The sequence below is a fragment of the Brevundimonas sp. AVps31 genome (genome assembly GCF_058681355.1).
Genome location: NZ_CM178736.1, coordinates 2469933 through 2495015 on the forward strand (window position 1 = coordinate 2469933; position 25083 = coordinate 2495015).

Genomic DNA, 25083 nt, shown 5'->3' on the forward strand with positions numbered 1-25083 from the left:
ACAACCCCACGGGCGCGGGCGATCTGGCCAGCCTGCGACTCCTCGCGTCCGGCCATGGTCTGGCCTACGGGCGGGCCGCCTATCAAGGGCCGTTCGGCGAGACCACGGTCGGCATCGCGACGCCGGCGGCTCGGCGGACATTCTCGGCGTCTTCGCCAGCTATCCGATCGTGCGTTCGCGCCGCACCAACATCACCCTGTTCGGCGGTTTCGATCACAAATGGCTGCGGGATGACATCGACCTCGTGGCCCAGTCGGGCCGCAAGACGGTCAACGCGGCCACCTTCGGCCTGCGCGGTGACGCGGTTGACGATTTCGGTCGGGGCGGGGTCACCGCCTGGTCGGTGAGCTGGACCGCGGGCGATCTCGACATCCGGTCGCCGCTGGAACGCGCTGCGGACGCCGCCACCGCCCGGAGCCAGGGCGGCTTCGGCAAGCTGCAATACAGCCTTGCCCGCACCCAGATTATTGGCGGTCCGCTGTCGCTGTACGGTGCGCTGCGCGGCCAGATCGCCACCGCCAACCTGGACAGCACAGAGAAGATGGAGCTGGGCGGCGCCTATGCCGTCCGGGCCTATCCGGAAGGCGAAGCCTACGGCGACGAAGGCTATGTCGCCACGGTCGAGGCCCGTCTGGTCCTTGATCAATGGGCGCCCGCGCTGCCCGGCAGCCTGCAGGCGATCGCCTTCGTGGACTGGGGCGAGGTCGATGTCGCCCGGAGCCCCTGGTTCCCCGGCTCCAACAGCGAAGAGCGCAGCGGCGCCGGCGCGGGGCTGGTGTGGCAGGGCGACTCCAACCTGATCGCCCGCGTCACCTGGGCGCGAAGAGGCGACCAGATCGTCACCTCCGGCCCCGATCGCCGGGACCGTGTCTCGTTCCAGATCGTGCAGCTGTTCTGATGACCGCTCGCACCCGCCACGCCGCTCCCCACACCTCGCAGGATGCTCTCATGACCCGTCACGATCCGAAACTGCCGTCCCCCGGTCCGGGTCGCGCGAACCGACGCGGGCTGCTGGCCGCCTCGACCATGCTCGCCGGCCTCGTCACGGCGCTTTCGCTCGGGACGACCGCGACGGCGCAGACCCTGCCGACCGGCGGGACCGTGGTGGGAGGGGCGGCGACGGTCACCACCTCCGGCAACACCCTGACCGTCAACCAGTCGAGCCAGAACGTGGCGCTCAACTGGAACAGCTTCTCGATCGGTCGGGACAACACCGTCAACTTCGTGCAGCCCAACAGCGCCTCGGTCGCGCTGAACCGGGTGCTGGGCGCGGATGCGTCGGTGATCATGGGCAACCTGAACTCGAACGGCCAGGTCTTCCTGATCAATCCAAACGGCATCCTGTTCGGCCGGGGCGCCCAGGTGAACGTGGGCGGGCTGGTCGCCTCGACCATGGGCATGAGCGACGCGGACTTCATGGCGGGCGGCCTGACCTTCGCCGGGCGCGCCGGTTCGGTCGTCAATGAGGGCGTGATCAACAGCAGCGGCGGCTATGTGGCCCTGCTGGGCGGGCAGGTGGTCAATAACGGCGCGATCCAGGCTCGCCTGGGGACCATCGTGATGGCGGCGGGCGAGGCGGTCACGCTCGATTTCGCGGGCGACGGCCTGCTGAATGTGGTCGTCGATACCGGCGCCGTGGGCGCGCTCGTCAGCAACGGCGGCTTGCTGCAGGCCGATGGCGGCTATGTGATCATGACGACCCAGGGGGCGGGCGCGCTTCTCAACACCGTGGTCAACAATACCGGCGTCATCCAGGCCCGCACCGTCGGCGAGCGCGAGGGGGTGATCCTGCTGCTGGCGGACATGGCGAGCGGCACGGTCAATGTCGGCGGCGCGCTGGACGCCAGCGCCCCTGACAGCGGCGACGGCGGCTTCATCGAAACCTCCGGCGGCACGGTCCGCATCGCGGACGGCGTGCGCATCTCGACCGAGGCCCGCACCGGGCGGACCGGGACCTGGCTGATCGATCCGCAGGACTTCACCATCGGCGCCGGGGGCAATATTTCCGGCGCGACCCTGTCGGCGCAGCTGGTGACCACCAACGTCGTGATCAGCACCCTGACCGGCGCCGGCGCCAGCCTGCCCGGCAACGGGGATATCTTCGTCAATGACGCCATCGCCTGGACCGCCTCGGGCGAGCCGACGACCCTGACGCTGAACGCCAGCCGGGACGTGAATATCAACGCTTCGATCACCGCGACCAACGGCAATCTGGTGGCCTGTTGCGGGCGGGATGTGAACGTCAACGCGCCGATCACCACCGTCAATGGCAGCGTGCTGCTGAACGCCGGGCGGGACGTCCGGGTCTTCCACGCCATCACCACGACGGACGGCAATATCGCCCTGTGCGCGGGCCATGACGTGCACATCGACGCCGCCGTGACCCTGACGCGCGGCACTACCATACCGGCCCAGAGCCTGGGCCTTCCGATCGGGTTGACGATTATCGCGGGGGCTGACGGCACAGGGCCGGGACCGGAGGGCGGAACGATTATCTTCAGTACGCTCGCGCCGCCGACCACCGTGACAAACGCCCCGGCGACCCTGAACTACAATCCGGTCTCCTATGCCGCGCCGACCGACTATCTGATTAACTTCGTTCTGACCGAGGGGGCGACGCTGACCCAGCGTATGCTGCTGTTCCCTGACGGCGGACGGGTCTTCGACGGCACGACCGCGACCACCCTGACCGGCTTCCTCACCACGGCCGCATCCGGTCTGCCGACCGGGGTCAGCCTGGTCGCCGGACCCGGCGCGACCGCGAATTTCGACAGCGCCACAGCGGGCGCGGATGTCGGCATCACCTACAGCGGCTACAGCCTGACCGGCCCCGATGCGGCGAACTATGCGCTTGCCGGGTCCTGCTGCGTCTCGACGTTCAGAACCCGGGGCACGATCGCCCCCGCGCCTGTGACGCCGCCCGTCACGCCGCCGGTCACGCCCCCGGTCACGCCGCCCGTCGTCCCGCCTGTGACGCCGCCCGTCATTCCGCCTGTCACACCGCCGGTCGTTCCCCCGGTCACCCCCGTGGGCCCGTACACCCCCTTCCCGACCTCTCCGGGCACGGGCCCGGGAAGCGGCGGGACCTATACGCCCGATCTGGACCTGGTTGTGGTGGACAGCGGGGTGACCTCGCCCAACTATCCGTCGATCGAAGGGCCGGGGCCGGACACAGGCGGCGGAAACCCGCCGTCGGCGGATCAGCCGTCGTTGCCCGATGCGACGGGCGATCAGCCGACCCCCGATGCGCCGACGTCGGATCAGCCTGCGCCGGAAAACACGCCGGGACCGGAGACGGTCACGCCCTATCCGGAAGCTCCGCGTCCGATGACCCCGGTACCCGAGCGTCCGCGCAAGCAGGACCGGAACTGATCATGGCGGTCGGCTCCGGATCGGCCCTGACGGCGATGGTGTTCGCGCTGCTGCTGTCGGCGCCGGCCGCTTCGGCGGGCGGCCGAGACGCGGCGGTCGCCCCGGGGGCCACGGCGGCCAGCGAAGACCTGCGGAGCTGGGTGCTGAAGACCGGCGACAACCAGGGTCTGGCGTTCGTGATCGTGGACAAGCGGGAAGGCCGGGTCGCGGCCTATGACGCCGAGGGCCTGCTGATCGAGGCCGCGCCTGCGCTTCTGGGCCTCGCGACGGGCGATGATTCCCCGCCCGGGATCGGCGACCGGGCGCTGGCGGATATCGGTCCGGCGGACCGCATCACGCCCGCCGGCCGGTTCGTCGCCCGGCTGGGCGAGAACCTGAGCGGCCATGTGGTTCTCTGGGTCGACTACGAGGACGCGATCTCGCTGCATCCCGTCGCCACCGCCCGGCGCTCGGAGCAGCGTCAGGCGCGGCTGGACAGTCCCGGGGGCGCGGACAACCGCATCTCCTACGGCTGCATCAACGTGCCCGCGCCCTTCTATGCGGCCGTTATCCGCCCCCTGTTCGAGAGCGGGGAGGGGATCGTCTATGTGCTGCCCGAGACCCGTTCGATGGAAGCCGAGTTTTTCGGTCGGACGGCGGACACCGGGGGCGGGACCCAGGGGGCGCCGCCCGCCCCGGATCCCGCCTCGCGTCTCCTCAGCCCCAGTCGCTAGAGCCGGCCTCCTCGCGGAAGTCGAAGTCGCCGTCGGTGCCGGCCGACAGGTCGCGCCAGGCGTCGAGCTCGGCCTGCAGGCTGGCGATCTTGGCCTGAACCATGCCCAGGGCGTCCGTGCCGGCGGCCCATCGGGTCGGTTGCTGCGGGGCGACGGCGAGGGTGATAAGCGCCTGCCCCAGCCTGTAGGGATCGCCCGCCTGATTGCGGCTGCGGCTGTCGTAGAAGGTCTTCAGCGCGGCCGAGGCCTCGGCGTAGTCGGCGATGGGCGTCGAGCCGTGCTTCACCGAGGTCGGCTCCAGGAAGTCGGTGCGGAAGAAGCCGGGCTCGACCACGGTCACCTGGATGCCGAAGGCGGCGACCTCCTGGCCGAGCGACTCCGAGAAGCCCTCGACCGCGAATTTGGAGGCGCAGTACAGGGTCCCGCTGGCCCCGCCGACGATGCCGCCGACCGAGGAGACGTTGAAGATGCGGCCCGACCGCTGGGCCCGCATGACCGGCAGGACGGCGCGGGTGACGTGCATCAGGCCGAAGACATTGGTGTCGTACTGGGCGCGGGCGTCCTCGGCGGTGGATTCCTCGAACACCGACAGGTGGCCGTAGCCGGCGTTGTTCACCAGCACGTCGATCCGGCCGAAGGCGGCCAGCGCCGCGTCGACGGCGGCCTTGGCGGCGGCGGGGTCGGTGACGTCAAGCGAGACGGACAGCAGCCGGTCGCTGTCGGGACCGAAGGCTTCGGTCAGGACGTCGCGGTTGCGGGCGGTGGCGATGACGCGGTCGCCGGCGTCGAGAACGGCGCGGACGATGGCGGCGCCGAGGCCGCGCGAGGCGCCGGTGACGAGCCAGGTTTTTGGAGTGGGGGCGGTCATGGGAAGGCTCCTTGGTTGGGAGCCCCGTTATGGTCCCGCACCGCGCCGCGGACGTAGACAGATGGCGCCAAGCTCTTGCACGATTCTGCCAATGACGGCGTCACGCGCGGGCGGTGGCTTGCGTTCCGGGACAGTCAGGCCTTGGGTGTCGTCATGAGCCGATTGCACGAACTCGTCGCACTGGTCCGTCGCCATACGGACGGCGCCCTGCCCGAGGGCGTGGGGCCGATGACCCTGCCGGGGCTCCAGGTCATCGCCAGCACCGTCGTCACCGAGGCGCAGCCGGTGGTCTATGAGCCGATGCTGTGCCTCATCCTGGAAGGCGCCAAGACCACGGTCCTGGGCGCCGAAAGCCATCCCTATCGCGCCGGGCAGTATCTGGTGGTGTCGACCGACCTGCCGGTCAGCGGACAGGTGATCGCGGCGCCCTATCTGGCCATCGGCATCCCGCTGGACCCGGCGGTGATCGCCGAACTGATGGTCGAGACGGGGGGCGCCGCGCCGGAGGCCGCGCCGGTGCGGGCCCTGGCGGTCAGCGCGATGGACGAGGACCTGATCGACACCGTCATCCGTCTGGTGCGCCTGCTGGACCGGCCGGCGGAGGCGCCGGTGCTGGCGCCCCTGATCCGGCGCGAGCTGATGTGGCGGCTGCTGACCGGCGAACGGAGCGAGATGATGCGCCAGATCGGCGCCGGGGGCGGGCGGCTGGACCAGGTGCGCCGCGCCGTCCGCTGGCTGCGCCAGCACTATGCCGAGCCGATGCGGATCGAGCGGCTGGCCGAGGTGGCGGGGATGAGCGAGACCTCGCTGCACCGCCACTTCAAGGCGGTCACGGCGATGAGCCCGCTGCAGTACCAGAAGCAGGTGCGGCTGCAGGAGGCGCGCACCCTGCTGCTCAGCCGGGGACGCGACGTGGCGGGCGTGGGCTTCGCCGTCGGCTACGACAGCCCCTCCCAGTTCAGCCGCGAATACGCCCGCCTGTTCGGCCGCCCGCCGGGCCGCGATCTGGAGCGGATGCGGGCCGATCCGACGCTGGCGGTGGCGGTGTGATGCGCCATCCGACTTGCCGGGCAGGTCAGACCCGCTAGAGGTCGAGGCCGGAGGGACCATGACCACCACCACCACCGACGTCGTCATCCTCGGCGGGGGCCATAACGGCCTCGTCTGCGCCTTCTATCTGGCGCGCGCAGGGCTGAAGGTGACGGTGCTGGAACGGCGGTCTGTGGCCGGCGGGGCGGCGGTGACGGAGGAGTTCCATCCGGGCTTCCGAAACTCGACCGCCAGCTACACCGTCAGCCTGCTGAACCCGAAGGTCATCGCCGACATGGCGCTGGCCCGGCACGGGCTGACGGTGGTTGAACGCAAGGTCGCCAACTTCCTGCCGTTCGACGACGGCCGCTACCTGCTGGCGGGGGAGGGGCGGACGCAGGGGGAGGTGGCGAAGTTTTCGGCCCGGGATGCGGCGCGGCTGCCCGACTATGAGCGGCGGCTGGAGGTGGTGGCGTCGATCCTGCGCGACTGGATCCTGAAGAGCCCGCCCAATGTGGTCGAGGGCGGCTGGACGGCCATGCTGCCCGAACTGCTGAAGGGGGCGTCGCTGGGGCGGCAGGCGGCGGCGCTGGACGTGGAGGGGCGGCGCGACCTGCTGGACCTGTTCGCCAAGTCGGCGGGCGACTGGCTGGACGGCTGGTTCGAGAGCGATCCGATCAAGGCCCTGTTCGGCTTCGACAGCATCGTCGGCGCCTACGGCAGTCCCTACACGCCGGGCTCGGCCTATGTGCTGCTGCACCATGTCTTCGGCGAGGTCAACGGCAAGAAGGGCGTCTGGGGCCACGCCCTCGGCGGCATGGGGGCGATCACCCAGGCGATGGCGAGGGCCTGCGCCGAGGTGGGCGTCGAGGTGCGGCTGGAGACGGCCGTAGCCGAGGTGCTGACGGAGAAGGGCCGGGCCGTGGGAGCGGTCACTGAAGGCGGGGATGTGGTGCGGGCGCGGGCCGTGGTGTCCAACCTGCACCCGCGGCTGCTGTTCGAGCGGCTGGTCGACGACGCCGTGGTCCCGGCGGACTTCCGTGCGCGGATCGGCAACTACCAGTCGGGCTCGGGCACCTTCCGCATGAACGTGGCCCTGTCGGAACTGCCGAACTTCACCAGCCTGCCGGGGCAGGGGGATCACCTGACGGCGGGCATCATCATCGCCCCGTCGCTGGCCTACATGGACCGGGCCCACGCCTCCGCGCGGCTGAACGGCTGGTCAGCCGAACCGATCGTGGAGATGCTGATCCCCTCGACCCTGGACGACAGTCTCGCGCCGCCGGGACAGCATGTCGCCAGCCTGTTCTGCCAGCATGTCGATCCGACGCTGGCGGACGAACACCGCGACACGATCGCGGACCTTATGATCGAGACGGTCGATCGCCACGCGCCGGGCTTCAAGGCCTCGGTGCTCGGACGGCTGGCGCTGGGCCCGCGCGATCTGGAGCGGCGCTTCGGCCTGGTCGGGGGCGACATCTTCCACGGCCGGCTGACGATGGACCAGTTGTTCAGCGCCCGCCCCGTGCTGGGCCACGCTGATCACCGCATGCCGGTTTCGGGGCTCTACCTGTGCGGCTCCGGCGCCCACCCCGGCGGCGGGGTGACCGGTGCGCCGGGCCATAATGCGGCGCGGGCGGTGCTGAAGGATCTCAAGTGAGGCGGCAGTGAGCAGGCAGCATTAAGCAGAAGCGTTTCCTGCCGGCGCCGCTCTGAAATCCTGCTGCCTGCTGCCTGCTGCCTGCTGCCTCAGACGTCCGCCACGCCCATCGCCGCCATCAGCGCATCGCGCACAGCGGCTTCGGTGAAGGGTTTCTGGATTGTGCGCTGGCCGCGCCATTCGTCGGGCAGGCCGCCTTCGCCGTAGCCCGTGGAGAAGACGAAGGGGATGCCGCGTTCTTTCAGCGCCTCGGCGACCGGGAAGACCTGACGGCCCGCCACGTTCACGTCCAGCAGGGCGGCGTCCAGGCGCTCGCCGTCGGTGGCCAGCCTCAGGCCCTCGTCGATGTTGGCGGCGGGACCGACGGGCGTACAGCCCATGTCCTCCAGAATCGTCTCCAGCAGCATGGCGACCAGGGATTCATCCTCGACGATCAGGACGCGGCGACCCGACAGAGCTTCAGTCATTCCCATCTCCCCGGTCCAATGGGACCATGAACTCCGCAGCGAAGCCGGAAGTCGCGTACTCAAGTTTCACCTCGCCCGCCAGATCATGGCGGACATTGCGCTCAATCAGCCGGCTGCCGAAGCCGCGGCGCGTCGGTTCGCTGACCGGCGGGCCGTCGATCTCACGCCAGGTCAGGTGGAGTTTCGGATCGGTCAGGTCGGCCACGGCCCAGTCAACCATCACCCGGCCTTCCGGCCCGGACAGCGCGCCGTATTTGGCGGCGTTGGTGGCCAGTTCGTGGAAGATCATTCCCAACGACAGCGCGGCCGCCGGGCCCAGCGCCACCGGTGCGCCGACCAGGCTGATCCTCTGTGGACCATGGGCCTCGGTCTCATGCTCAAGGATGGCGCGCAGGTCGGCGCCCTCCCAATGGCTGCGGGTCAGCAGGTCGTGCGTGTGCGACAGCGCCAGAAGCCGGGCCTGGAACCCCTCGGCGAAGGTCTTGGGATCGGTGTGCGACCGCGCCGTCTGCATGGCGATCGACTGCACGGTGGCCAGGGTGTTTTTCACCCGGTGGTTCAGCTCGTCGATCATCAGCTTCTGCCGGTCCGCGGCCAGCACGATGTCGGTGACGTCGTGTCCCTGCACGAAGATCCCCGCCACCTTGCCTGACCCGTCGCGGATCGGCTGATAGATGAAGTTCAGATAGACGGTTTCCAGCGGCCCGTCAGGCGAGCGCTGAAGCTGGACCCGGCTGGCGCGGCCCTCGTGCGGTTCGCCGGTGACATAGACGCTGTCCAGAAACTCGTAATAGCCCTGACCGACCAGTTCGGGCAGGGCCTCCCGGATCGGCTTGCCGGCGATGGCGCGGTGGCCGATCAACTGGGTGTAGGCCGGGTTGTGCATCTGGAAGACATGGTCCGGGCCCGCCAGCACGGCGACGAACCCGGGCGCCTGCATGAACATGTCGTGCAGCTGGTTGCGTTCGGTCTCGAGACGCTGGTTATCGGCCTGAACCGCCTGGGCGCGGCCCAGCACCGCCCCGCCCAGCAGATCCAGCGCCGGCGATCCCGGGGCGCTCGTCGCCTGTGCCCTGAGCGCCTGCAATTCCGTGATGTCGGTGGTGTGCTGCAGCAGGAAGACCACGTCGCCCGCCGTATCCAGGATGGGGGTGTGGGTAGCGCTCCAGAACCGGTCCTCGAACTCGGCCTGTCCATTCTCACCCGCCCGCCGGATGGAGAATTTCACCATGGCCAGATGATCACGTTGGCGCGTGTCGCGGGCCTTTTCGAGCGAAGCCTGGACCAGCCGGACGTTCTCGGGGGCCTCGACGCCGGGCCCGGAGTCGAAGGCCGCGAACAGGGGGCGATCAATGATGTCGGCGCGCCGGCTGTGGGTGACGTCCAGATAGGCCTGGTTGACCCCGGCGATGCGCAGGTCAGGCGTGATCAGCACATACGGATTGGGCGAGGCGTCAAACGCGCTCGCCAAGTCGACCCTGAGGTCGCCCGATTTCGCCAATTCACGCAAACTGATCCCCACGCTCTATGTATGGTAACGCTTTCGCACGCCCCGGGTTCCAGAGCGCGGAAAACAGAAAACTCTTCGTCATTTGAGCCACGCCGGGCGCCAGGGCTAGTGTGACCGAATGATAGCTTCACTGTTCGCGGCCACCCTGATGACGGCTCCCCTGCAAACGACCCCTTCCGTCGTGAACGATCCGCGCGTGACTGTAAGCCAGGGCGTGCTGGTGGGGCGGCACGTGGACGGGATCGACAGCTTCCGGGCCATCCCCTACGCCGCGCCGCCGGTCGGCGCCGCGCGCTGGCGGCCTCCGACCCCCGCCCAGGGTTGGACCGACGCGCGGGATGCGGGGCAGGTGGGCGCCATCTGCATCCAGCCGCCGTCGAACGGCGACCCCGGCGTCGGACCCCTGCCGATGAGCGAGGACTGCCTGAACCTCAACGTCTGGGTCCCGTCCGACCATACGGCGCCCCTCCCGGTCATGGTGTGGATTCATGGCGGCGGACTGAACAACGGTTCGGGCACGGCGGCCCTGTATGACGGCGCCAATCTGGCGCGCCGCGATGTGATGGTGGTGACGCTCAACTATCGGCTTGGCCGGCTGGGCTTCTTCGACCATCCGGCGCTGGCGGCCGAGCGCGCGCCGGGCGAGCCGGTCGCCAACTATGGTCTGATGGACGTGGTGGCGGCGCTGGAGTGGGTGCGCGACAATGCGGCGGCCTTCGGTGGCGATCCAGAGAATGTCACCGTCTTCGGCGAGAGCGCCGGCGGGGTGCTGGTCACCCGGCTGATGATCGCCCCGCAGGCGCGCGGCCTGTTTCACAAGGCGGTGGTGCAGTCCGGGTTGGGGCGAGAGCAGGGGACGCCCCCGGATCAGCCCCGCCTCAACGGCGACCCGTCGATGCAGGAGCGGGGGGTGGCCTTCGCCCTGGAGCTCGGCCTGCCCGCCGCCACTGCGGCGGATTTGCGCGCGGTTCCGGCCGAACGCTTCCTCGCGCCGGCCCCCAGCTTCTACGGCGGCGACCTGATCGTGAAGGACGGCGTCTTCATCTCCGAGGACGTCGAAGCCGCCTTCGCCGCGGGACGGGAGGCCTTGGTGCCCTTCATCATCGGCTCCAACAGCGCCGAATTCTGGTGGATGAAGCCGACCGATATTTCGCCCTACGGCGCCATCGATGACGCCATGACGCCGGACGAGCGGGCGGCCTTCCTGGCGGCCTATGGCGGGGAGGCGGGGTACAATGCCCATGTTCTCAGCGACCTGGTGTTCAGTGAGCCCGCGCGGCACCTGGCGCGTCTGCATGCGGCCAACGGCGCCCCGGCCTTCCTGTACCGGTTCGACGTCGTCTCGGCCGCCATGCCTGAGCCGCATGCGGGGGCCACCCATGCGTCCGAGCGGCAGTATGTGTTTGACAATCTGGCGACTTCGCCCTGGCCGACGGAAGAAATGGACCAGCGACAGGCGTCGGCCATGGCCGACTACTGGACGCGCTTCGCGGCCACCGGCAACCCCAACGGCGGAGATCATCCCGCCTGGCCCGAGGTGGGGGCCGAGGGAGACCGCCTGCTGGAGTTCACCAACGACGGACCGGTAGCCAAGGCCATACCGTTCAAGGACCGTCTGGACCTCATCGAGGCCTATTACGGCCGCATTCGGTAGGTCCCCGAAGCCCCTGCTCACCCTGCGACAGGACGCCTCGCAGCGCTTGTGGCGAAAATCCGGCCCTTGCGGGGCATGTGAATCGTATGTCATGTAATCGGTTACACGATGCTTCGGACGGACTCGCGAAAAGCGGGCCGGGATCGGGTGTTCGGCAGGGAGACCCTTTTTGTTCCGTTCAACCACGCAGCCTCAGGGCGCGGGCGGTCAGGCTTGAAGCCCGCGACCATCCGTGATGTCGCCGAACGCGCGCACGTGTCCGTGGCGTCGGTTTCGCGCGTCCTGAACGGCGCCGGACCGGTCACCGAGGCGACCCGGCAGCGGGTGCTGGAGGCCGTCGAGGCCCTGCAATATGTGCCGCATTCCGGCGCGCGCAGCCTGTCGACCAGCAAGACCAGCGCCGTCGGCGTGATCCTGCCGGACCTGTATGGCGAGTTCTTCTCGGAGCTGATCCGCGGCATGGATCTCGCCGCGCGGGCGCACGGCTATCACCTGATCGTCTCGTCCTCGCATGACGACGCCGATGAAGCCTCTTCCGCCATCCGCTCCATGCGTGGCCGGGTAGACGGGCTGATCGTGCTGTCGCCGCACCTCGGCGCCGCCAACCTGGCCTCGGGACTGGCCGGGCGGATGCCCGTGCTGCTGATGAACGGCGGCGTGCCAGCCGACGGCCGCCCCTCCATCGTCGTCGACAATCACGGCGGCGCGGTCGCCGCGGTCGAGCACCTGATCGCCACCGGGCGTCGCCGCATCGCCCATATCGCCGGACCCGCGGGCAACCTTGAGGCCGAGGCGCGGCTGGCGGGCTATGTGCAGGCCATGGCCGCCGCCGGCCTGCCGACCATGGTCGTGGACGGGGCCTTCACCAAGGTGTCGGGTGAGGAAGCAGGCGCGAAACTGGCCGCGCGGACCGATCGCCCCGACGCCGTCTTCGCCGCCAACGACAACATGGCCGTCGGCGCCCTGCTGGCCTTCCAGGACGCCGGACTGCGCGTGCCCGAGGACGTGGCCATGGTGGGGTTCGACGACATTCCGCTGGCCGGGCTGGTGCGCCCAGCCCTGACCACGCTGAAAATCGAGATCGCCGAGATGGGCCGCAATGCGCTCGAACGGCTTGTGAGACTCATCGGATCCGCCGTCGACACCGCCTGCGAGGTCGTGCGCCCGGAGCTGGTGGTGAGGGCTTCCAGTAATCCGTTGATTTCGCCGTCCGGAGCCTCCGGCGCGGCGCCGACCGACGTTCAGAAAATGTCTCTTGAAGGGGAGAAACTTTGATGACGAGCAAGACAGGAAAATATCTGGGGGCGGCCTCCGCCCTCGCCATGGCCATCGCGCTGGGAACCGCCGGAGCGGCCAGTGCGCAGGTGGCCAGCTCGACGCTGCGCGGCACCGTCTATGAAGGCGCGACCGCCGAGGCCGGCGGCACGATCCTGGCGACCGAAACGGCGACCGGCTATGTCACGCGCGGCCGCATCGCCGCCGACGGCGGCTATGTCTTCAGCGGCCTGCGCCCGGGCAGCTATCGCATCGACGTCACGACGGCCGATGGCCAGACCACGACCGACAACGTCACCCTGGCGCTGGGTCAGGTGGCGACCCTTGATCTCGATGTCGCTGTCCAGACGGCGGCAGCCGATTCCGATGCCGCCCAACTGGGCGACGTGGTCGTGACCGGCCGCCGCGTCTTCGAGGTGCGCACCCCGGAAGTGGCGACCAACGTCAGCCAGACCCAGATCAACAACCTGCCCCAGATCAACCGCAACTTCCTCAGCTTCGCCGCCCTGGCTCCGGGCGTGCGGGTGACGGAAGGCGAGACTGAACGGACCATCTCGGCCGGCGGTCAGGGCGCCCAGGCGATCAACGTCTTCATCGACGGCCAGAACCAGAAGTCGACCATCATCGACGGCGGCGTGGCCGGGCAGGACGACAGCCGGGGCAACCCCTTCCCGCAGGCCGCGGTGCAGGAATTCCGCGTCATTTCGCAGAACTTCAAGGCCGAGTACGAACAGGCCTCGACCTCGATCATCACCTCGATCACCCGCTCGGGCACCAATGACTTCTCGGGCGACCTGTTCGTCAGCTACCAGAACCAGGACTGGATCTCGCAGGACTCGTTCTCCGACGAGCGGGGTGAGCCCAAGCCGGAGCTGGAACGCCTGCAGTGGGGCCTGTCGGTGGGCGGTCCGATCATCGAAGATCGCCTGCACTACTTCCTGACCTATGAGCGCAAGGACGAGACCCGCGCCAGCAACGTCTTCGTCACGCGTTCGGAATACGCCCCGCTGTTCGCCAGCGACGTCGGCACGTTCTCGACCCCGTTCGAGGAAGACCTGTTCTTCGGCAAGCTCAGCTGGTCGATTGACGATCGCCAGCGTCTGGACGTCAGCGCGACCTACCGCACCGAGGCCGACATCCGGTTCGGCGGCGGCACCCAGGCCTTCTCGCGTGCTGATGAAGTCAACGCCGAGACCAAGTCGCTCAATATCCGTCACCAGTATCAGGGCGACAATTTCCTGAACGAGGCGTCGGTCGACTTCTTCGAATACACCTACAACCCGACCTCGCTGAATTTCGACGAGTATGGTCGGAACTACATCATTTATAACGATAACTGCGTCCCGGGCACGCCGAACGGGGACAACCCCGTGATCTGTCCGGTGACCGCGGGCTTCCAGTTTAACTCGGGCAACCGCGGCCAGACGATCTTCTCGACCGGCGGCGGCACCAACAACCAGAACATCCGCCAGCGCAACTGGACCTTCCGCAACGACCTGACGTTCAGCGATCTGGAGTGGATGGGATCGCACACGCTGAAGATGGGCGTGAAATTCTCGGCGCAGAACATGTTCGTCGAGAAGGAACTGGGTCGGAACCCGCAGTTCACCTACGACATCGACGCCCGCCCGGAAATCAACGGCAGCCGCGATATCCCGGTGCAGGTGGATCTGGGCGTCTACGTCCCGCCGGCGGACGTGGATAACAACGTCTTCGGCCTGTACATCCAGGACGACTGGCAGATCACCGAAAAGCTTGAGATCAACCTCGGTCTTCGTTGGGACTACGAAGACAACGCCATGAACAACGATTACTCGACGCCGACCGCGATCCGCGAGACGCTGCGGGCGATCCAGGCGCTGCCGGGTTATGACTTCCCCTCCTACTTCAATCCGGAGGACTACATCACCGACGGTCGCGACGCCTTCACCGGCGCCTGGCAGCCGCGGATTGGCTTCTCTTACGATGTGTTTGGCGACGAGCAGACGGTCGTCTTCGGCGGCGCCGGTCGCTACTACGACCGGGTCGGCTTCAACTTCTCGTTCGACGAGCGCTTCAAGCCGTTCCAGACCAACAAGACGATCTACTTCTCGCAGGCCGGCGGCCCGCGCGGCGGCCAGAACACCGTCGCCTGGAACCCGATCTACCTGACCCCGGAAGGCCTTGATCCGCTGCTGGCCAGCGTGGCCGGTTCGGGCGAACTGTTCCTGCTCAACAACGACATGGAGCCGCCGGTCACCGACCAGTTCAACTTCGGTGTCCGCCAGAAGTTCGGAGACTTCCAGAGCTCGGTGACCTTCGCCTACGGCAAGTCCAAGAACCTGTTCGCCTGGTACATCGCCAACGCCCTGACCGAGACGGGCGGCCGCTTCGACGGTCCCAGCCCGGTTGACGTCGGTCACCCCGAGTTCCGGGACCTGATCTTCTACGCGAACAACGACGCGGAGCAGGAGTTCAAGGCGATGTATGTGACGGTCGACAAGCCGTTCGATACCGCCAGCAACTGGGGGATGACCTTCGCCTACACCCTGGCGGACGCCGAACGGAACGGCAGCCGTGACGGCGGCATCGCCGGCTTCGATTTCGACTACAACACCCCGGGCCAGTCGCCGACCTTCCCGACGGCGCAGGACGAGCGGCACCGCATCGTCGCCACCGGCATCGTTGGTCTGCCGATGGACTTCCGTCTGTCGGGCATCCTGACCCTCGGTTCGGGCCTGCCCTACAACGTCTTCGACTGCCCGACGGCGTCCAACCCGAACATCTGCTGGAACGGCGGCCGTCCCGAGAAGCATGACTTCATCATTCCGAACGCCTGGGCCTTCCGTCAGGTGGATCTCCGTCTGACGAAGGCGTTCGACGTGCCCTACGGCGACCGCGTTGAACTGATCTTCGACGCCATCAATATCTTCGACTTCGAGAACTATTCGGGCTTCGACGGCGGCTTCAACAGCCCCAATTTCGGACGTCCGAACGCCCAGTACCAGCCGACCCGCAGCTTCCAGGTCGGCCTGCGCTACTCCTGGTAAGGCCAGCTGCGACCCTCGGGCGGCTTTCGGGCCGCCCGCGGGGGACTACACTCTCCTGAGCCTGAACGGCCGCCCCTGCCCAAAACCGGGGGCGGCCGGTTTTTTGACCTGACTGTATTTGAGTAAGAGGATGGCCCCGATGGATCGCAGACGATTTCTGATGGGCACCACATTCGCCGGCGCGGCCTTGGCTATGGCGGGTTGCGCGACAATGCCGTCCGCCATGGCGACGCCGACCGGCCCGCGTCTGGACGCCGATGTGGAGGACCTCCAGCGCAAGACCTTCGACTGGTTCGTGCATGTGACGCAGCGGTCGAACGGCCTGACGCCGGATCGCTGGCCCACGAAATCCTTCTCGTCCGTCGCCGCCGTCGGCTTCGCCCTGACCCTCTGGCCCGTGGGCGTCGAGCGCGGCTGGATGAGCCGGGAGGAGGCGCGCGAGCGCACCCTGACCACCATCCGCTTCTTCCACGGCCTGCCGCAGGGGCCCGAGCCGACCGGCAAGGGCGGCTACAAGGGCTTCTTCTACCACTTCCTCGACATGGACACCGGCCACCGGTTCGGCACCACCGAGCTGTCGACCGTGGACACCGCCTTCTTGGTCTCCGGCATGCTGTTCGCCGCCCGCTGGTTCGACGGCGCCCATCCGGACGAGGCCGAGATCCGCCGCCTGGCCCAGGCCGTCTATGAGCGGATCGAATGGGACTGGGCCATGGTCCGTCCCAACCGCATCACCATGGGCTGGCATCCGGAGACGGGCTACATCCCGGCCGACTGGAACGTCTATAACGAGGGCATGATGGTGCTGCTGCTGGCCATCGGCAGCCCGACCCATCCCGTGCCGTCCAGCGTCTGGGACGAGTGGTGCAGCGTCTATGACCAGAGCTGGACCGACCGCTGGGGCCCGAAACACCTGCATTTCGCGCCGCTGTTCGGGCACGAGTTCAGCCATATGTACATCGACTTCCGCGGCATCCATGACCCGTGGATGCGGGCGCAGCAGGCGGAAATGCCCGGCTTCGACTATTTCCAGAACAGCGTCCGCGCCGTCGACGCCCAGCGGAAATACGCCATCGACAATCCGATGGGCTGGGCCGGCTATTCGGCCAATATCTGGGGCCTGACCGCGTGTGACGGCCCGGGGGACTTCCGCCAGGTCATCGAGGGCCGCGAGCGCGAGTTCTTCAGCTATTCGGCGCGTGGACCGGGCGAGCGGGACGATGGCACCATCGCCCCGACGGCCGCCCTGGCCTCCCTGCCGTTTGCGCCTGATCACGTCATCGCCTGCCTCAAGGCGATGAAGGCGCGGTACGGCGCCGCCATCTACACCCGCTACGGCTTCCTCGACTCCTTCAACCCGACCCTGACGGTCCGCGACGGTCCCCTCCAGCACGGCGATATCGTGCCGGGCATCGGCTGGGTCGCCGACGACTATCTGGGCATCGACCAGGGGCCCATCGTCATCCAGATCGAGAACCACCGTTCCGGGATCGTCTGGAAGCACATGCGCGGCGAAGCCAATCTGACGCGCGGTCTGAAGCGGGCCGGATTCACCGGCGGTTGGCTGGACAACGCATGAGCCCTTTCCGGCCGGATCGACGGACAGCGCTCGGCCTGATGGCCGGGGCGGCGGCGTCGGGCCTGTCGGCCTGTGGCGGCTCAAACGACAGTCGCACCCGCCTGCGCTTCTGGGCTATGGGCTCGGAGGCCACCAATGTCGGCCAGATCCTGCCGGAGTTCGAGCGGCTGAACCCCGGCATCAGGGTCGAGGTCCAGGCCCTGCCATGGACCGCCGCCCACCAGAAGCTGCTGACGGCCTACGCCGGCGCCTCGCTGCCGGACGTCAGCCAAGTGGGCAATACCTGGGTGTCGGAGATGACGGCCATCGGCGCCATCAGCCCGCTGCCGCCCGAGGCCGCCGATCTGCTGACAGACCAATTTCCGGCGGTTCTGGACACCAACCGCGTCAACAACCGGCCGATGGCCACGCCCTGGTATGTCGATACCCGCCTGATCTTCTACCGCACCGACCTGCTGCAACAGGCGGGCTATCCCGCCGTGCCGCAGGACTGGGTCGGCTGGAAACAGGCCATGCACGCGGTCAAGCGCGTCGTCGGGCCTGACAAATACGCTGTCCTGCTGCCCCTGAACGAGTTCGAGCAGTTGCTGACTTTCGGCCTGCAGGGCGACCAGCCCCTTCTGCGAGACCGCGACACGCGCGGCAATTTCTCCAGCCCGTTCTTCATCGCCGCGCTGGAGTTCTACAAGAGCCTGTTCGACGAGGGCCTGGCCCCGATCGCCTCCTCGGCCCAGATTTCGAACGTCTGGACCGAGTTCGAGCGCGGCTGGTTCAGCTTCTATTTCTCCGGCCCCTGGACCATCGGGGACTTCAAGGATCGTCTGGCGCCCGGCACGCGCTGGATGACGTCCGGCGTGCCCGGTCCGACCGGCCCCGGGGCCTCTGCGCCCGGCGGATCGTCGCTGGTCGTCTATCGCAGCTCGCCGCACCAGGAGGCGGCATGGAAACTGGTCCGCTACCTGTCCGAGCCGCGGATCCAGGCCGTCTTCAATGGCGTCACCGGCAACCTGCCCGCGCGCGAGAGCGCCTGGGCCGCGCCGACGGTGGCGAACGACCCCTATATCGCCGCGTTCAAGGGTCAGCTCGCGCGCGCGAAAGCCGTGCCCAAGGTGCCCGAATGGGAGCGGATCGTGACCGAGATGCAGATCGTCGCCGAGCGCATGGTGCGCGGTGAGTTCACACCCCGGGCCGCCGCCGCCGAGATCGACCGCCGCGCCGACCGCCTGCTGGAGAAACGCCGCTGGATGATCGAGCAGGGGAGGGCGGAATGACCGCTGCCGTGTCCTCATCCCTGCGCAAGCGCGAGCGCGCCGCCTGGGGCTTCGTCGCCCCGGCGCTGCTGGCCATCGCCATCTTCTTCGCCATCCCGGTGGTCGCGGCCCTGCTGCTCAGCCTGACCGATTTCGACATCTATGCCCTGGCCGACATCGGCAACATGCGGTTCGTCGGCCTGCAGAACTATGAGCGGCTGTTCGCCAATCCCCTGTTCTGGGGGGCGATGAAGAACACCGGCCTGTTCGCCGTTCTGGGCGTGCCCCTGTCCATCGTCACCTCCCTGGGCGCCGCCGTCATCCTGAACGCCCGCGTCATCAAGTGGCGGCCGTTGTGGCGGGTGATGTTCTTCGCCCCCTATGTGACCACGCTCGTCGCCACGGCGGTGCTGTGGAACTACATGCTGCACACCCGATACGGCGTCATCAACTGGGCGCTGGGGGCGTTCGGCATCCCGCCCGTGGACTGGCTGGGCGACCCCTCGACCTCCATCCCGGCCATCCTGATGTTCGTGGTGTGGAAGATCTTCGGCTACAACATGCTGATCTTCCTGGCGGTGCTCCAGACCGTCCCGGACGAGCTGTATGAGGCCGCCCGCATTGACGGCGCCGGGCCGTGGAAGCAGTTCCGGCACGTCACCCTTCCGGCCATCGCCCCGACCCTGCTGCTGGTCTCGATCATCTCCGTGGCCGGCTTCTTCCAGCTGTTCGCCGAGCCCTATGTGATGACCCAGGGCGGCCCGGCCCAGTCCACCGTGACCGTGCTCTACTTCATGTATGAAGAGGGCTTCAAATGGTGGAACCTCGGCTCCGCCAGCGCCGTCGCCTTCGTCCTGTTCGTCTGCATCCTGGCGGTCACCCTGGTGCAGCTGGCGGTGGCCAAGCGGGTGGGGGCGTACGAATGAAGCTCCGCTCGATCCTTCTCAATCTCGCGGTCGCCCTGATCGCGCTGGCCGTTCTCTTCCCGCTGGTGTGGATGGTGTCGGTCAGCTTCATGTCGACCGGCGAGGCCGCGGCCTTCCCGCCACCGCTGTGGCCGAAGAATTTCACCCTGGAGCACTACCGCGACCTGTTCGCCAACCAGGGCATGGGCCGCTACCTGTGGAACAGCTTCGCCCTTGCGACGCTGGCGACCATTCTGGCGCTCGGCTTCACCGTTCCGGCGGGCTACGCCTTCGCCAAGCTCCGTTTCAAGGGGCGCGAGCGGGTCTTCCAGATTCTGGTCGGGGCGCTGGTGGTGCCCGCCCAGATCGGCACCCTGCCGCTGTTCCTGATGCTGAAGTCGATGGGGCTGGTGAACACCTATGCCGGGGCGCTGGTGCCCTGGCTGGCCTCGATCTTCGGCCTCTTCCTGGTGCGCCAGTATTCGCTCAGCATTCCCGACGAGATGCTGGAGGCCGCCCGCATCGACGGCGCCAGCGAAAGCCAGATATTTCGCAAGGTGGTCCTGCCGACGCTGCAGCCCATCGTGGTCACCCTCGGCCTGTTCGTCTTCCTGGGCAGCTGGAATGACTTCCTGTGGCCGCTGATCATCCTGACGGACCAGTCCAACTACACCCTCCCGGTGGCGCTGGCGGCCCTGTCGCGTGAGCACGTGCAGGACGCCGAGATGATGATGGCCGGCGCCGTCATCACCGTCGCCCCCGTGCTGGCCATCTTCCTCGCCCTGCAACGCTACTACATCCGCGGCATGCTCGCGGGCAGCGTGAAGGGGTAACGCGGCCCGTTCCTCCCCCTTGGGGGAGGGGGACCGCGAAGCGGTGGAGGGGTTTATCCGCTCCAACGCAGTCCGGGGCCGGCGCCCCTCCACCATGCTTCGCATGGTTCCCCTCCCCAAACGGGAGGAACGACGGAGTAGAACCGATGCGAACCCTCCTTCTGGCCACCACCGCCGCCCTCGCGCTGGCGACCGCCGCGCAGGCTCAAACGACGCGCCCGCTGGACGCCTTCGAGACCCTGACGCCGTGGACCGCCGACGCCTCCACGGACGTGTCGTCGACCATCTCCGAAGTCTCCGGCCACGACGGCAAGGCTATGCGGCTGAGCTATGACTTCAACGGCCGGTCCGGCTACGCCTTCGCCGCCCGCGCCATCGATCTGCGCGTGCCGGAAAACTACGAGATCAGCTTCTGGGCGCGCGGCGAGATGCTGCCCAACACGCTGGAGATCAAATTCACAGACGCGTCCGGCGAGAACGTCCACTGGCGTCAGATCCAGCGGTTCGAGGCCAGGGGCGAGTGGACCCGCTACGTCATCAAGGCGCGTCAGATCCTCTGGGCCTGGGGACCGGAGGCGGATCGCAGCTTCCGCGGCGCGGCGCGCATCGAGTTCGTGGTCACGGCCGGGCAGGGCGGCGCGGGCTGGCTGGAGATCGACCAACTGGCGCTGCGCGAACTGCCGCCCGAGCCCAGCGTGGCGCCGCGTCCGGTGGCGAGCGCGACCAGTCAGGACGACGCCAATGTCGCCGCCCGCGCCGTCGATGACGACCCGCTGACCTTCTGGCGCACCACCGCGACGGGCGAGCAGAGCCTGACCCTGGACCTCGGCTATGAGCGGGAGTTCGGCGGCCTGACCCTGCGCTGGGCCGACCGGATGGCGGCGTCCCGCTATCGCGTCATGGCCTCGTCGGACGGGCGCGACTGGCGTCAGCTGGCGTCGGTGACGGACGGCGACGGCGGCGTCGATTGGCTGCGCACGCCCGAGGCCTCCGCCCGCTGGCTGCGCCTCGATCTGTTGGCGCCCCGTGACGAGGCGGGCGTCGTCGGTCAGGCGGGCGCGGGCCAGCGGCTGGGTCAGGCGGCGGCCAACGCCTATGCGCTGAACAGCCTCGAGATCGAGCCCCTGTCCTTCGGCGAGACCGCCACCAGCTTCATCACGGCGGTGGCGGGCGAGAGCCGTCGTGGCCTCTACCCCCGGGGTTTCCATGGCGAGCAGCCCTACTGGACCCTGGTCGGCGTCGACGGCGGCGGGGAAAGCGGCCTGATCGGCGAGGACGGCGCCATCGAGCTCCGTCGCGGCGGCCCGACCATCGAGCCCTTCGTGGTCGACAACGGGCGGGTGGTCAGCTGGGCGGATGTGAACATCACCCAAGGTCTGATGGCCGACTCGGCTCACCTGCCGATGCCCGAGGTGACCTGGTCCAACGAGACCTTCTCGCTCGAGGTCGAGACCTTCGCCGACGGGACGCCTGGGCAGTCGCGGCTGTTCGGGCGCTACTATCTGACCAATCTCACCGCGGCGCCGCGCACCCTGACGTTGGCCCTGATGGCCCGCCCCTACCAGGTCAACGGCCCCCGCCAGTTCCTGACCACGCCTGGCGGCGTCAGTCAGATTGATCAGGTGGCCTGGAATGGCCGGGATCTGGTTCTCAACGACGACCTCCGTATCGTCCCCCTGATGTCGCCGGACGCCGTCGCCGCCTCGGGGTTCAGCGCCGGCGCCGATCCTCAGGCCCTGCTCGCCACGGCGGCGCGGCGCCGGCCGGCGAGCGAAAGCCTGTCCGCAGCCGACGACGGCCTGACCAGCGGCGTCCTGTTCTTCGAAATCGAGCTTCAGCCGGGCCAGACCCGGCAGGTCGGCTGGGTGACCGCCATGGCCGGGGACCTCGCGCCCTTGCCCGACGAACCGACGGTCGAGGCCACGCTGGACGCCGTACAGGCGGCGTTGGCGGACGAATGGCGCGAGAAGCTCGACCGGTTCGACGTCACCCTGCCGCCCGAGGCCGGGCCGGTCGAAGCGGTGATGAAGTCCTCGTTGGCCCATATGCTCATGTCCCGCCAGGGACCGATCCTGCAGCCGGGCACGCGCAGCTACAACCGCAGCTGGATTCGCGACGGGGCCATGATGGCCGAGGGGCTGAACCGGCTGGGCCATGCCGACCTGTCCGCCGACTATTTGCGCTGGTTCGCGCCCATGGTGTTCGACAACGGCAAGGTGCCCTGCTGCGCCGACAGCCGGGGCGCCGATCCGGTCCCCGAGAACGACAGCCACGGCGAGTTCGTTTTCCTCGCCGCCGAGACCTACCGTTACACCCACGACCTCGACCTGCTTCGCGCCGTCTGGCCGCAGGTGCAGGGCGCCATCCGCTACATGGACGAGCTGCGCGCCTCGACCCGCACGGCGGAGTTCGAGGCGGCGGACAGGCGCCACCTGTTCGGCCTGCTGCCGCCGACCATCAGCCACGAGGGCTATTCCGACCGTCCGGCCTACAGCTACTGGGACGACTTCTGGGGCCTGCGCGGCTACGGCGACGCGGTCTTCATCGCCGAGATCCTGGGCGACACGGACGCCGCCGCGCGCTTCCGCGCCTCGGAGGCGCAGTTCAAGGCCGACATCATGGCCTCGATCACCGCCACGGCCCGGGTGCACGGCATCGACTGGATCGCCGGCGCCGCCGACCGGGGCGATTTCGACGCCACCTCCACCACCATCGCCCTGTCGCCCGGCGGGCTGGTCGACGAGCTGCCGCAGGACCTGCTGAACGGCACCTTCGACAAATGGTGGGACAACTTCACCGCCCGGCAGGAGAACCGGCAGGCGTGGAAGGACTACACGCCCTACGAACTGCGCAATGTCGGGGCCATGGTCCGACTGGGACGACGGGAGGAGGCGCTGCGGGCGCTGGCCTTCTACTTCGCCGATGTCCGTCCCCGCGCTTGGAACGGCTGGGCCGAGGTGGTCGGCCGCGACGAACGCGAGCCCCGCTTCATCGGCGACATGCCCCACGCCTGGATCAGCTCGGACTACATCCGCTCGGCCATGGACCTGCTGGTGTATGAGCGCGACAGCGACCACGCCCTGGTGCTGGCTGCCGGTGTTCCGACCCGCTGGCTGGCGGGGGAGGGCGTCGGCGTCCGCGCCGTGCGGACCGCCTGGGGCCCGCTGACCTACAGCCTGCGTCAGGATCGCCGGGGCTATGTGCTGACGCTGGAGCCCGGCGTCACGCCCCCCGGCGGCTTCGTCATCCCGTGGCCCGCGGGCGAGACGCCGCCGGCGACGGTGCGGATCGACGGCCGCGCCGCCGCCTTCGCGGACGGAGAACTGAAGATCCCGGCCGGCGCCCGCCGGGTGGAGATGCGCTGACCGGCTCGATCAGGTCCCGGCGGGCGACGGCGCCGCGGCCGCGACCGGGCCGTTGCACCAGACATAACCTTCCAGCACATAGTCGCCGGAGACGCCGGTCATGCCGTTGTAGTCCCACACCTGCCGCTGCGCGGTATGGATCTGCTTGCGCAGGATGGCCCCGTTACAGACCTCTTCGGCGCGGCGGTTCCAGTAGGTGTAGGCCAGCTGCGGGTCTTTCGTCGCACTGGGAAGGGTCACGCGAATGGAGCGACCGCCCTCCAGAGGGGCGTCGGTATAGCCGTAAGGGTTACCGTTCAGACCCGCCGGGCCGTAGCCCGGCGTGCCATAACATCCGCCCACGGCAAGGCCGGCGACGCCCGCAAGGGCGACGACGCCGGCCTTGACCGCGCGCCTCAACGGACGGCCTGGGCCGCCGCCCGGGCGCGGTGGACCTGGGCGATGGCGACCGCATTGCCATAGGTCGAGAAGCTGCCGACCTGGGACGGTGAAGAGACATAGGCGCCGGTCATGAGGCCCGAGCCGAGGCGCCGGATCGTGCGGCCGTCGGCCATGGTCTCCACGACCTCATCGACGCCGTTCAGATTGGGAATCGCGGTGCGGTTCAGATCGATGACGGCGTAGCGGGCGACGAAAGCATGCGCTTGCTCGACCTCGGCGCGCAGCAGGGCGCCGTTGTCCTTGCTCCACTCCCGGGTCAGGAAGATCGCGATCTCGGCCTTGGTCAGGTTGTCGTCACGGGCCTGTTCCAGCTCGCGGTTCATGCCCTTGAAGGCGTCGGTGCCCTCGGCCGGCAAGGCGCCGTTCTCGTCACGGGCGCTGTCCTGGATCGAGGCGATCAGCCGCTCGCGCAGCTCCGGCGTCAGGAACGGCACCGGCAGCTGGCGCGAATAATAGGTGAAGGTGTTGCGGTACAGCGGCCCGCTCAGTTCGCTCTTCGGCGGCGCCTTCTCGAAGGTGTAGGGCGTGACGTAGGGCAGCTCCGGATTGGTGTAGCTCAGGTTGAACACCACCTGCAGCGTCGTGGCGTCTTCCGACAGCAGGTAGTTGGTGCTCACCTCGACATTGTCGTTGATGATCAGGGGTGCGGTGCGCCGCTGCGTCAGACGCACTTCGGAGAGAGACACGCCCTCACCGGGCATGGCGGTCTGCCGGGTCAGGTTCTCGACCAGCGAGGTGTTCAGCGTATCGACCGGCATGACCTCGGCGATCTCGTCGGCGGCCTGCCCGGCGCGGCGCGACGGCCCGGCGTTCATCATGGCGTCAAAGGCGGCCGAGATCAGTACGCCCAGCATGCCTTGCGAGGCGCCCGCGGCGGAGCTGTCCTGCGCCAGCCAGGCCTTGCCGATGCCCGTATTGTTCTCGGACACGGTGACCGCGGTCGGTCCCATGGTCGCGATATGGCTGGCGTTCAGCGGCCGCGCGTTCGGCACGGGCGGCTGCGTGGCGCACGCAGCCAGAGACAGCGCGGCGAGCGCGCAGGCGATGATTCTCATGGATTCCCCCCCAGTTGTCCGGATGGACAGCGCGGGGAAACTAGGATCGACGCCCGGCGTCGGTCAACCGTGAGAATG

At 68.4% G+C, this 25083-nt stretch carries 18 protein-coding genes; 13 read left to right on the plus strand and 5 right to left on the minus strand.

What is annotated here, in order from left to right; genetic code table 11:
• The first annotated feature begins 169 nt into the window (after positions 1-169).
• From ACW174_RS12110 to ACW174_RS12120, 3 genes are read left to right on the plus strand one after another with little or no spacing between them, the layout of a single operon-like run.
• Positions 170-898 (plus strand): ShlB/FhaC/HecB family hemolysin secretion/activation protein, encoded by a 729-nt coding sequence (locus ACW174_RS12110; RefSeq protein WP_492014674.1) that lies wholly within the window; start codon positions 170-172, stop codon positions 896-898.
• Complete coding sequence (locus ACW174_RS12115; RefSeq protein ID WP_492014675.1) at positions 898-3372, plus strand: two-partner secretion domain-containing protein; 2475 nt, start codon at positions 898-900, stop codon at positions 3370-3372. Before ACW174_RS12110 ends, ACW174_RS12115 begins: the two co-directional genes overlap by 1 nt.
• 2 nt (positions 3373-3374) lie before the next feature.
• On the plus strand, positions 3375-4085 hold the full coding sequence (locus ACW174_RS12120) for a L,D-transpeptidase (RefSeq protein WP_492014676.1): 711 nt from the start codon (positions 3375-3377) through the stop codon (positions 4083-4085).
• Here the strand turns inward: ACW174_RS12120 and ACW174_RS12125 are convergent.
• Positions 4069-4953: an oxidoreductase gene (locus ACW174_RS12125; RefSeq protein WP_492014677.1), complete on the minus strand. Its 885-nt coding sequence runs from the start codon at positions 4951-4953 to the stop codon at positions 4069-4071. The genes ACW174_RS12120 and ACW174_RS12125 overlap by 17 nt on opposite strands.
• A gap of 153 nt (positions 4954-5106) precedes the next feature.
• Here ACW174_RS12125 and ACW174_RS12130 point away from each other — a divergent pair, with 153 nt between their 5' ends.
• Positions 5107-6003: an AraC family transcriptional regulator gene (locus ACW174_RS12130; protein ID WP_492014678.1), complete on the plus strand. Its 897-nt coding sequence runs from the start codon at positions 5107-5109 to the stop codon at positions 6001-6003.
• A gap of 58 nt (positions 6004-6061) precedes the next feature.
• Positions 6062-7642, plus strand: coding sequence for a phytoene desaturase family protein (locus tag ACW174_RS12135; protein WP_492014679.1), 1581 nt, complete (start codon positions 6062-6064; stop codon positions 7640-7642).
• An 89-nt stretch (positions 7643-7731) separates the two neighbouring features.
• Here ACW174_RS12135 and ACW174_RS12140 read toward each other — a convergent pair whose 3' ends face one another.
• Complete coding sequence (locus ACW174_RS12140) at positions 7732-8109, minus strand: response regulator (RefSeq protein WP_492014680.1); 378 nt, start codon at positions 8107-8109, stop codon at positions 7732-7734.
• Positions 8102-9619, minus strand: a complete 1518-nt coding sequence (locus tag ACW174_RS12145; RefSeq protein WP_492014681.1) for a sensor histidine kinase — start codon at positions 9617-9619, stop codon at positions 8102-8104. The genes ACW174_RS12140 and ACW174_RS12145 overlap by 8 nt, the downstream gene beginning before the upstream one ends.
• Before the next feature lie 118 nt (positions 9620-9737).
• Between ACW174_RS12145 and ACW174_RS12150 the strand changes: the two genes are divergently transcribed.
• From ACW174_RS12150 to ACW174_RS12185, 8 genes are all read left to right on the plus strand, one after another.
• The gene (locus ACW174_RS12150; RefSeq protein ID WP_492014682.1) at positions 9738-11273 is read left to right on the plus strand and encodes a carboxylesterase/lipase family protein; all 1536 of its coding nucleotides are present in this window, start codon (positions 9738-9740) and stop codon (positions 11271-11273) included.
• Between the two features lie 213 nt (positions 11274-11486).
• Positions 11487-12548, plus strand: a complete 1062-nt coding sequence (locus tag ACW174_RS12155) for a LacI family DNA-binding transcriptional regulator (RefSeq protein ID WP_492014683.1) — start codon at positions 11487-11489, stop codon at positions 12546-12548.
• Positions 12548-15577, plus strand: coding sequence for a TonB-dependent receptor (locus ACW174_RS12160; protein WP_492014684.1), 3030 nt, complete (start codon positions 12548-12550; stop codon positions 15575-15577). Before ACW174_RS12155 ends, ACW174_RS12160 begins: the two co-directional genes overlap by 1 nt.
• A 160-nt stretch (positions 15578-15737) precedes the next feature.
• Complete coding sequence (locus ACW174_RS12165; protein WP_492014685.1) at positions 15738-17156, plus strand: glucoamylase family protein; 1419 nt, start codon at positions 15738-15740, stop codon at positions 17154-17156.
• Positions 17153-18427, plus strand: a complete 1275-nt coding sequence (locus ACW174_RS12170) for a sugar ABC transporter substrate-binding protein (protein ID WP_492014686.1) — start codon at positions 17153-17155, stop codon at positions 18425-18427. The genes ACW174_RS12165 and ACW174_RS12170 overlap by 4 nt, the downstream gene beginning before the upstream one ends.
• Positions 18424-19332 carry a carbohydrate ABC transporter permease gene (locus ACW174_RS12175; RefSeq protein ID WP_492014687.1) on the plus strand — a complete coding sequence of 303 codons (909 nt, stop codon included), beginning with the start codon at positions 18424-18426 and terminating at the stop codon, positions 19330-19332. The genes ACW174_RS12170 and ACW174_RS12175 overlap by 4 nt, the downstream gene beginning before the upstream one ends.
• Positions 19329-20144 (plus strand): carbohydrate ABC transporter permease, encoded by an 816-nt coding sequence (locus ACW174_RS12180; RefSeq protein ID WP_492014688.1) that lies wholly within the window; start codon positions 19329-19331, stop codon positions 20142-20144. Before ACW174_RS12175 ends, ACW174_RS12180 begins: the two co-directional genes overlap by 4 nt.
• Positions 20145-20290: 146 nt before the next feature.
• A complete protein-coding gene (locus ACW174_RS12185; RefSeq protein WP_492014689.1) occupies positions 20291-23509 on the plus strand; it encodes a discoidin domain-containing protein in 3219 nt (1072 codons plus the stop codon).
• Between the two features lie 9 nt (positions 23510-23518).
• On the opposite strand, the gene ACW174_RS12190 is transcribed toward ACW174_RS12185, so the two are convergent.
• Entirely contained in the window at positions 23519-23908 is a 390-nt protein-coding gene (locus ACW174_RS12190) for a hypothetical protein (protein ID WP_492014690.1), read from the minus strand.
• Positions 23905-25005, minus strand: a complete 1101-nt coding sequence (locus tag ACW174_RS12195; protein ID WP_492014691.1) for a hypothetical protein — start codon at positions 25003-25005, stop codon at positions 23905-23907. The genes ACW174_RS12190 and ACW174_RS12195 overlap by 4 nt, the downstream gene beginning before the upstream one ends.
• Positions 25006-25083 lie beyond the last annotated feature (78 nt).

What these genes read in the sequence shown, in the direction of transcription:
- ACW174_RS12165 (WP_492014685.1), top strand. Translation starts at nt 15,738, where the DNA reads ATGGGCACCACATTCGCCGGCGCGGCCTTGGCTATGGCGGGTTGCGCG.
- ACW174_RS12135 (WP_492014679.1), top strand. Translation starts at nt 6,062, where the DNA reads ATGACCACCACCACCACCGACGTCGTCATCCTCGGCGGGGGCCATAAC.
- ACW174_RS12185 (WP_492014689.1), top strand. Translation starts at nt 20,291, where the DNA reads ATGCGAACCCTCCTTCTGGCCACCACCGCCGCCCTCGCGCTGGCGACC.
- ACW174_RS12195 (WP_492014691.1), bottom strand. Translation starts at nt 25,005, where the DNA reads ATGAGAATCATCGCCTGCGCGCTCGCCGCGCTGTCTCTGGCTGCGTGC.
- ACW174_RS12120 (WP_492014676.1), top strand. Translation starts at nt 3,375, where the DNA reads ATGGCGGTCGGCTCCGGATCGGCCCTGACGGCGATGGTGTTCGCGCTG.
- ACW174_RS12180 (WP_492014688.1), top strand. Translation starts at nt 19,329, where the DNA reads ATGAAGCTCCGCTCGATCCTTCTCAATCTCGCGGTCGCCCTGATCGCG.
- ACW174_RS12125 (WP_492014677.1), bottom strand. Translation starts at nt 4,953, where the DNA reads ATGACCGCCCCCACTCCAAAAACCTGGCTCGTCACCGGCGCCTCGCGC.
- ACW174_RS12130 (WP_492014678.1), top strand. Translation starts at nt 5,107, where the DNA reads ATGAGCCGATTGCACGAACTCGTCGCACTGGTCCGTCGCCATACGGAC.
- ACW174_RS12150 (WP_492014682.1), top strand. Translation starts at nt 9,738, where the DNA reads ATGATAGCTTCACTGTTCGCGGCCACCCTGATGACGGCTCCCCTGCAA.
- ACW174_RS12175 (WP_492014687.1), top strand. Translation starts at nt 18,424, where the DNA reads ATGACCGCTGCCGTGTCCTCATCCCTGCGCAAGCGCGAGCGCGCCGCC.
- ACW174_RS12160 (WP_492014684.1), top strand. Translation starts at nt 12,548, where the DNA reads ATGACGAGCAAGACAGGAAAATATCTGGGGGCGGCCTCCGCCCTCGCC.
- ACW174_RS12115 (WP_492014675.1), top strand. Translation starts at nt 898, where the DNA reads ATGACCGCTCGCACCCGCCACGCCGCTCCCCACACCTCGCAGGATGCT.
- ACW174_RS12140 (WP_492014680.1), bottom strand. Translation starts at nt 8,109, where the DNA reads ATGACTGAAGCTCTGTCGGGTCGCCGCGTCCTGATCGTCGAGGATGAA.
- ACW174_RS12170 (WP_492014686.1), top strand. Translation starts at nt 17,153, where the DNA reads ATGAGCCCTTTCCGGCCGGATCGACGGACAGCGCTCGGCCTGATGGCC.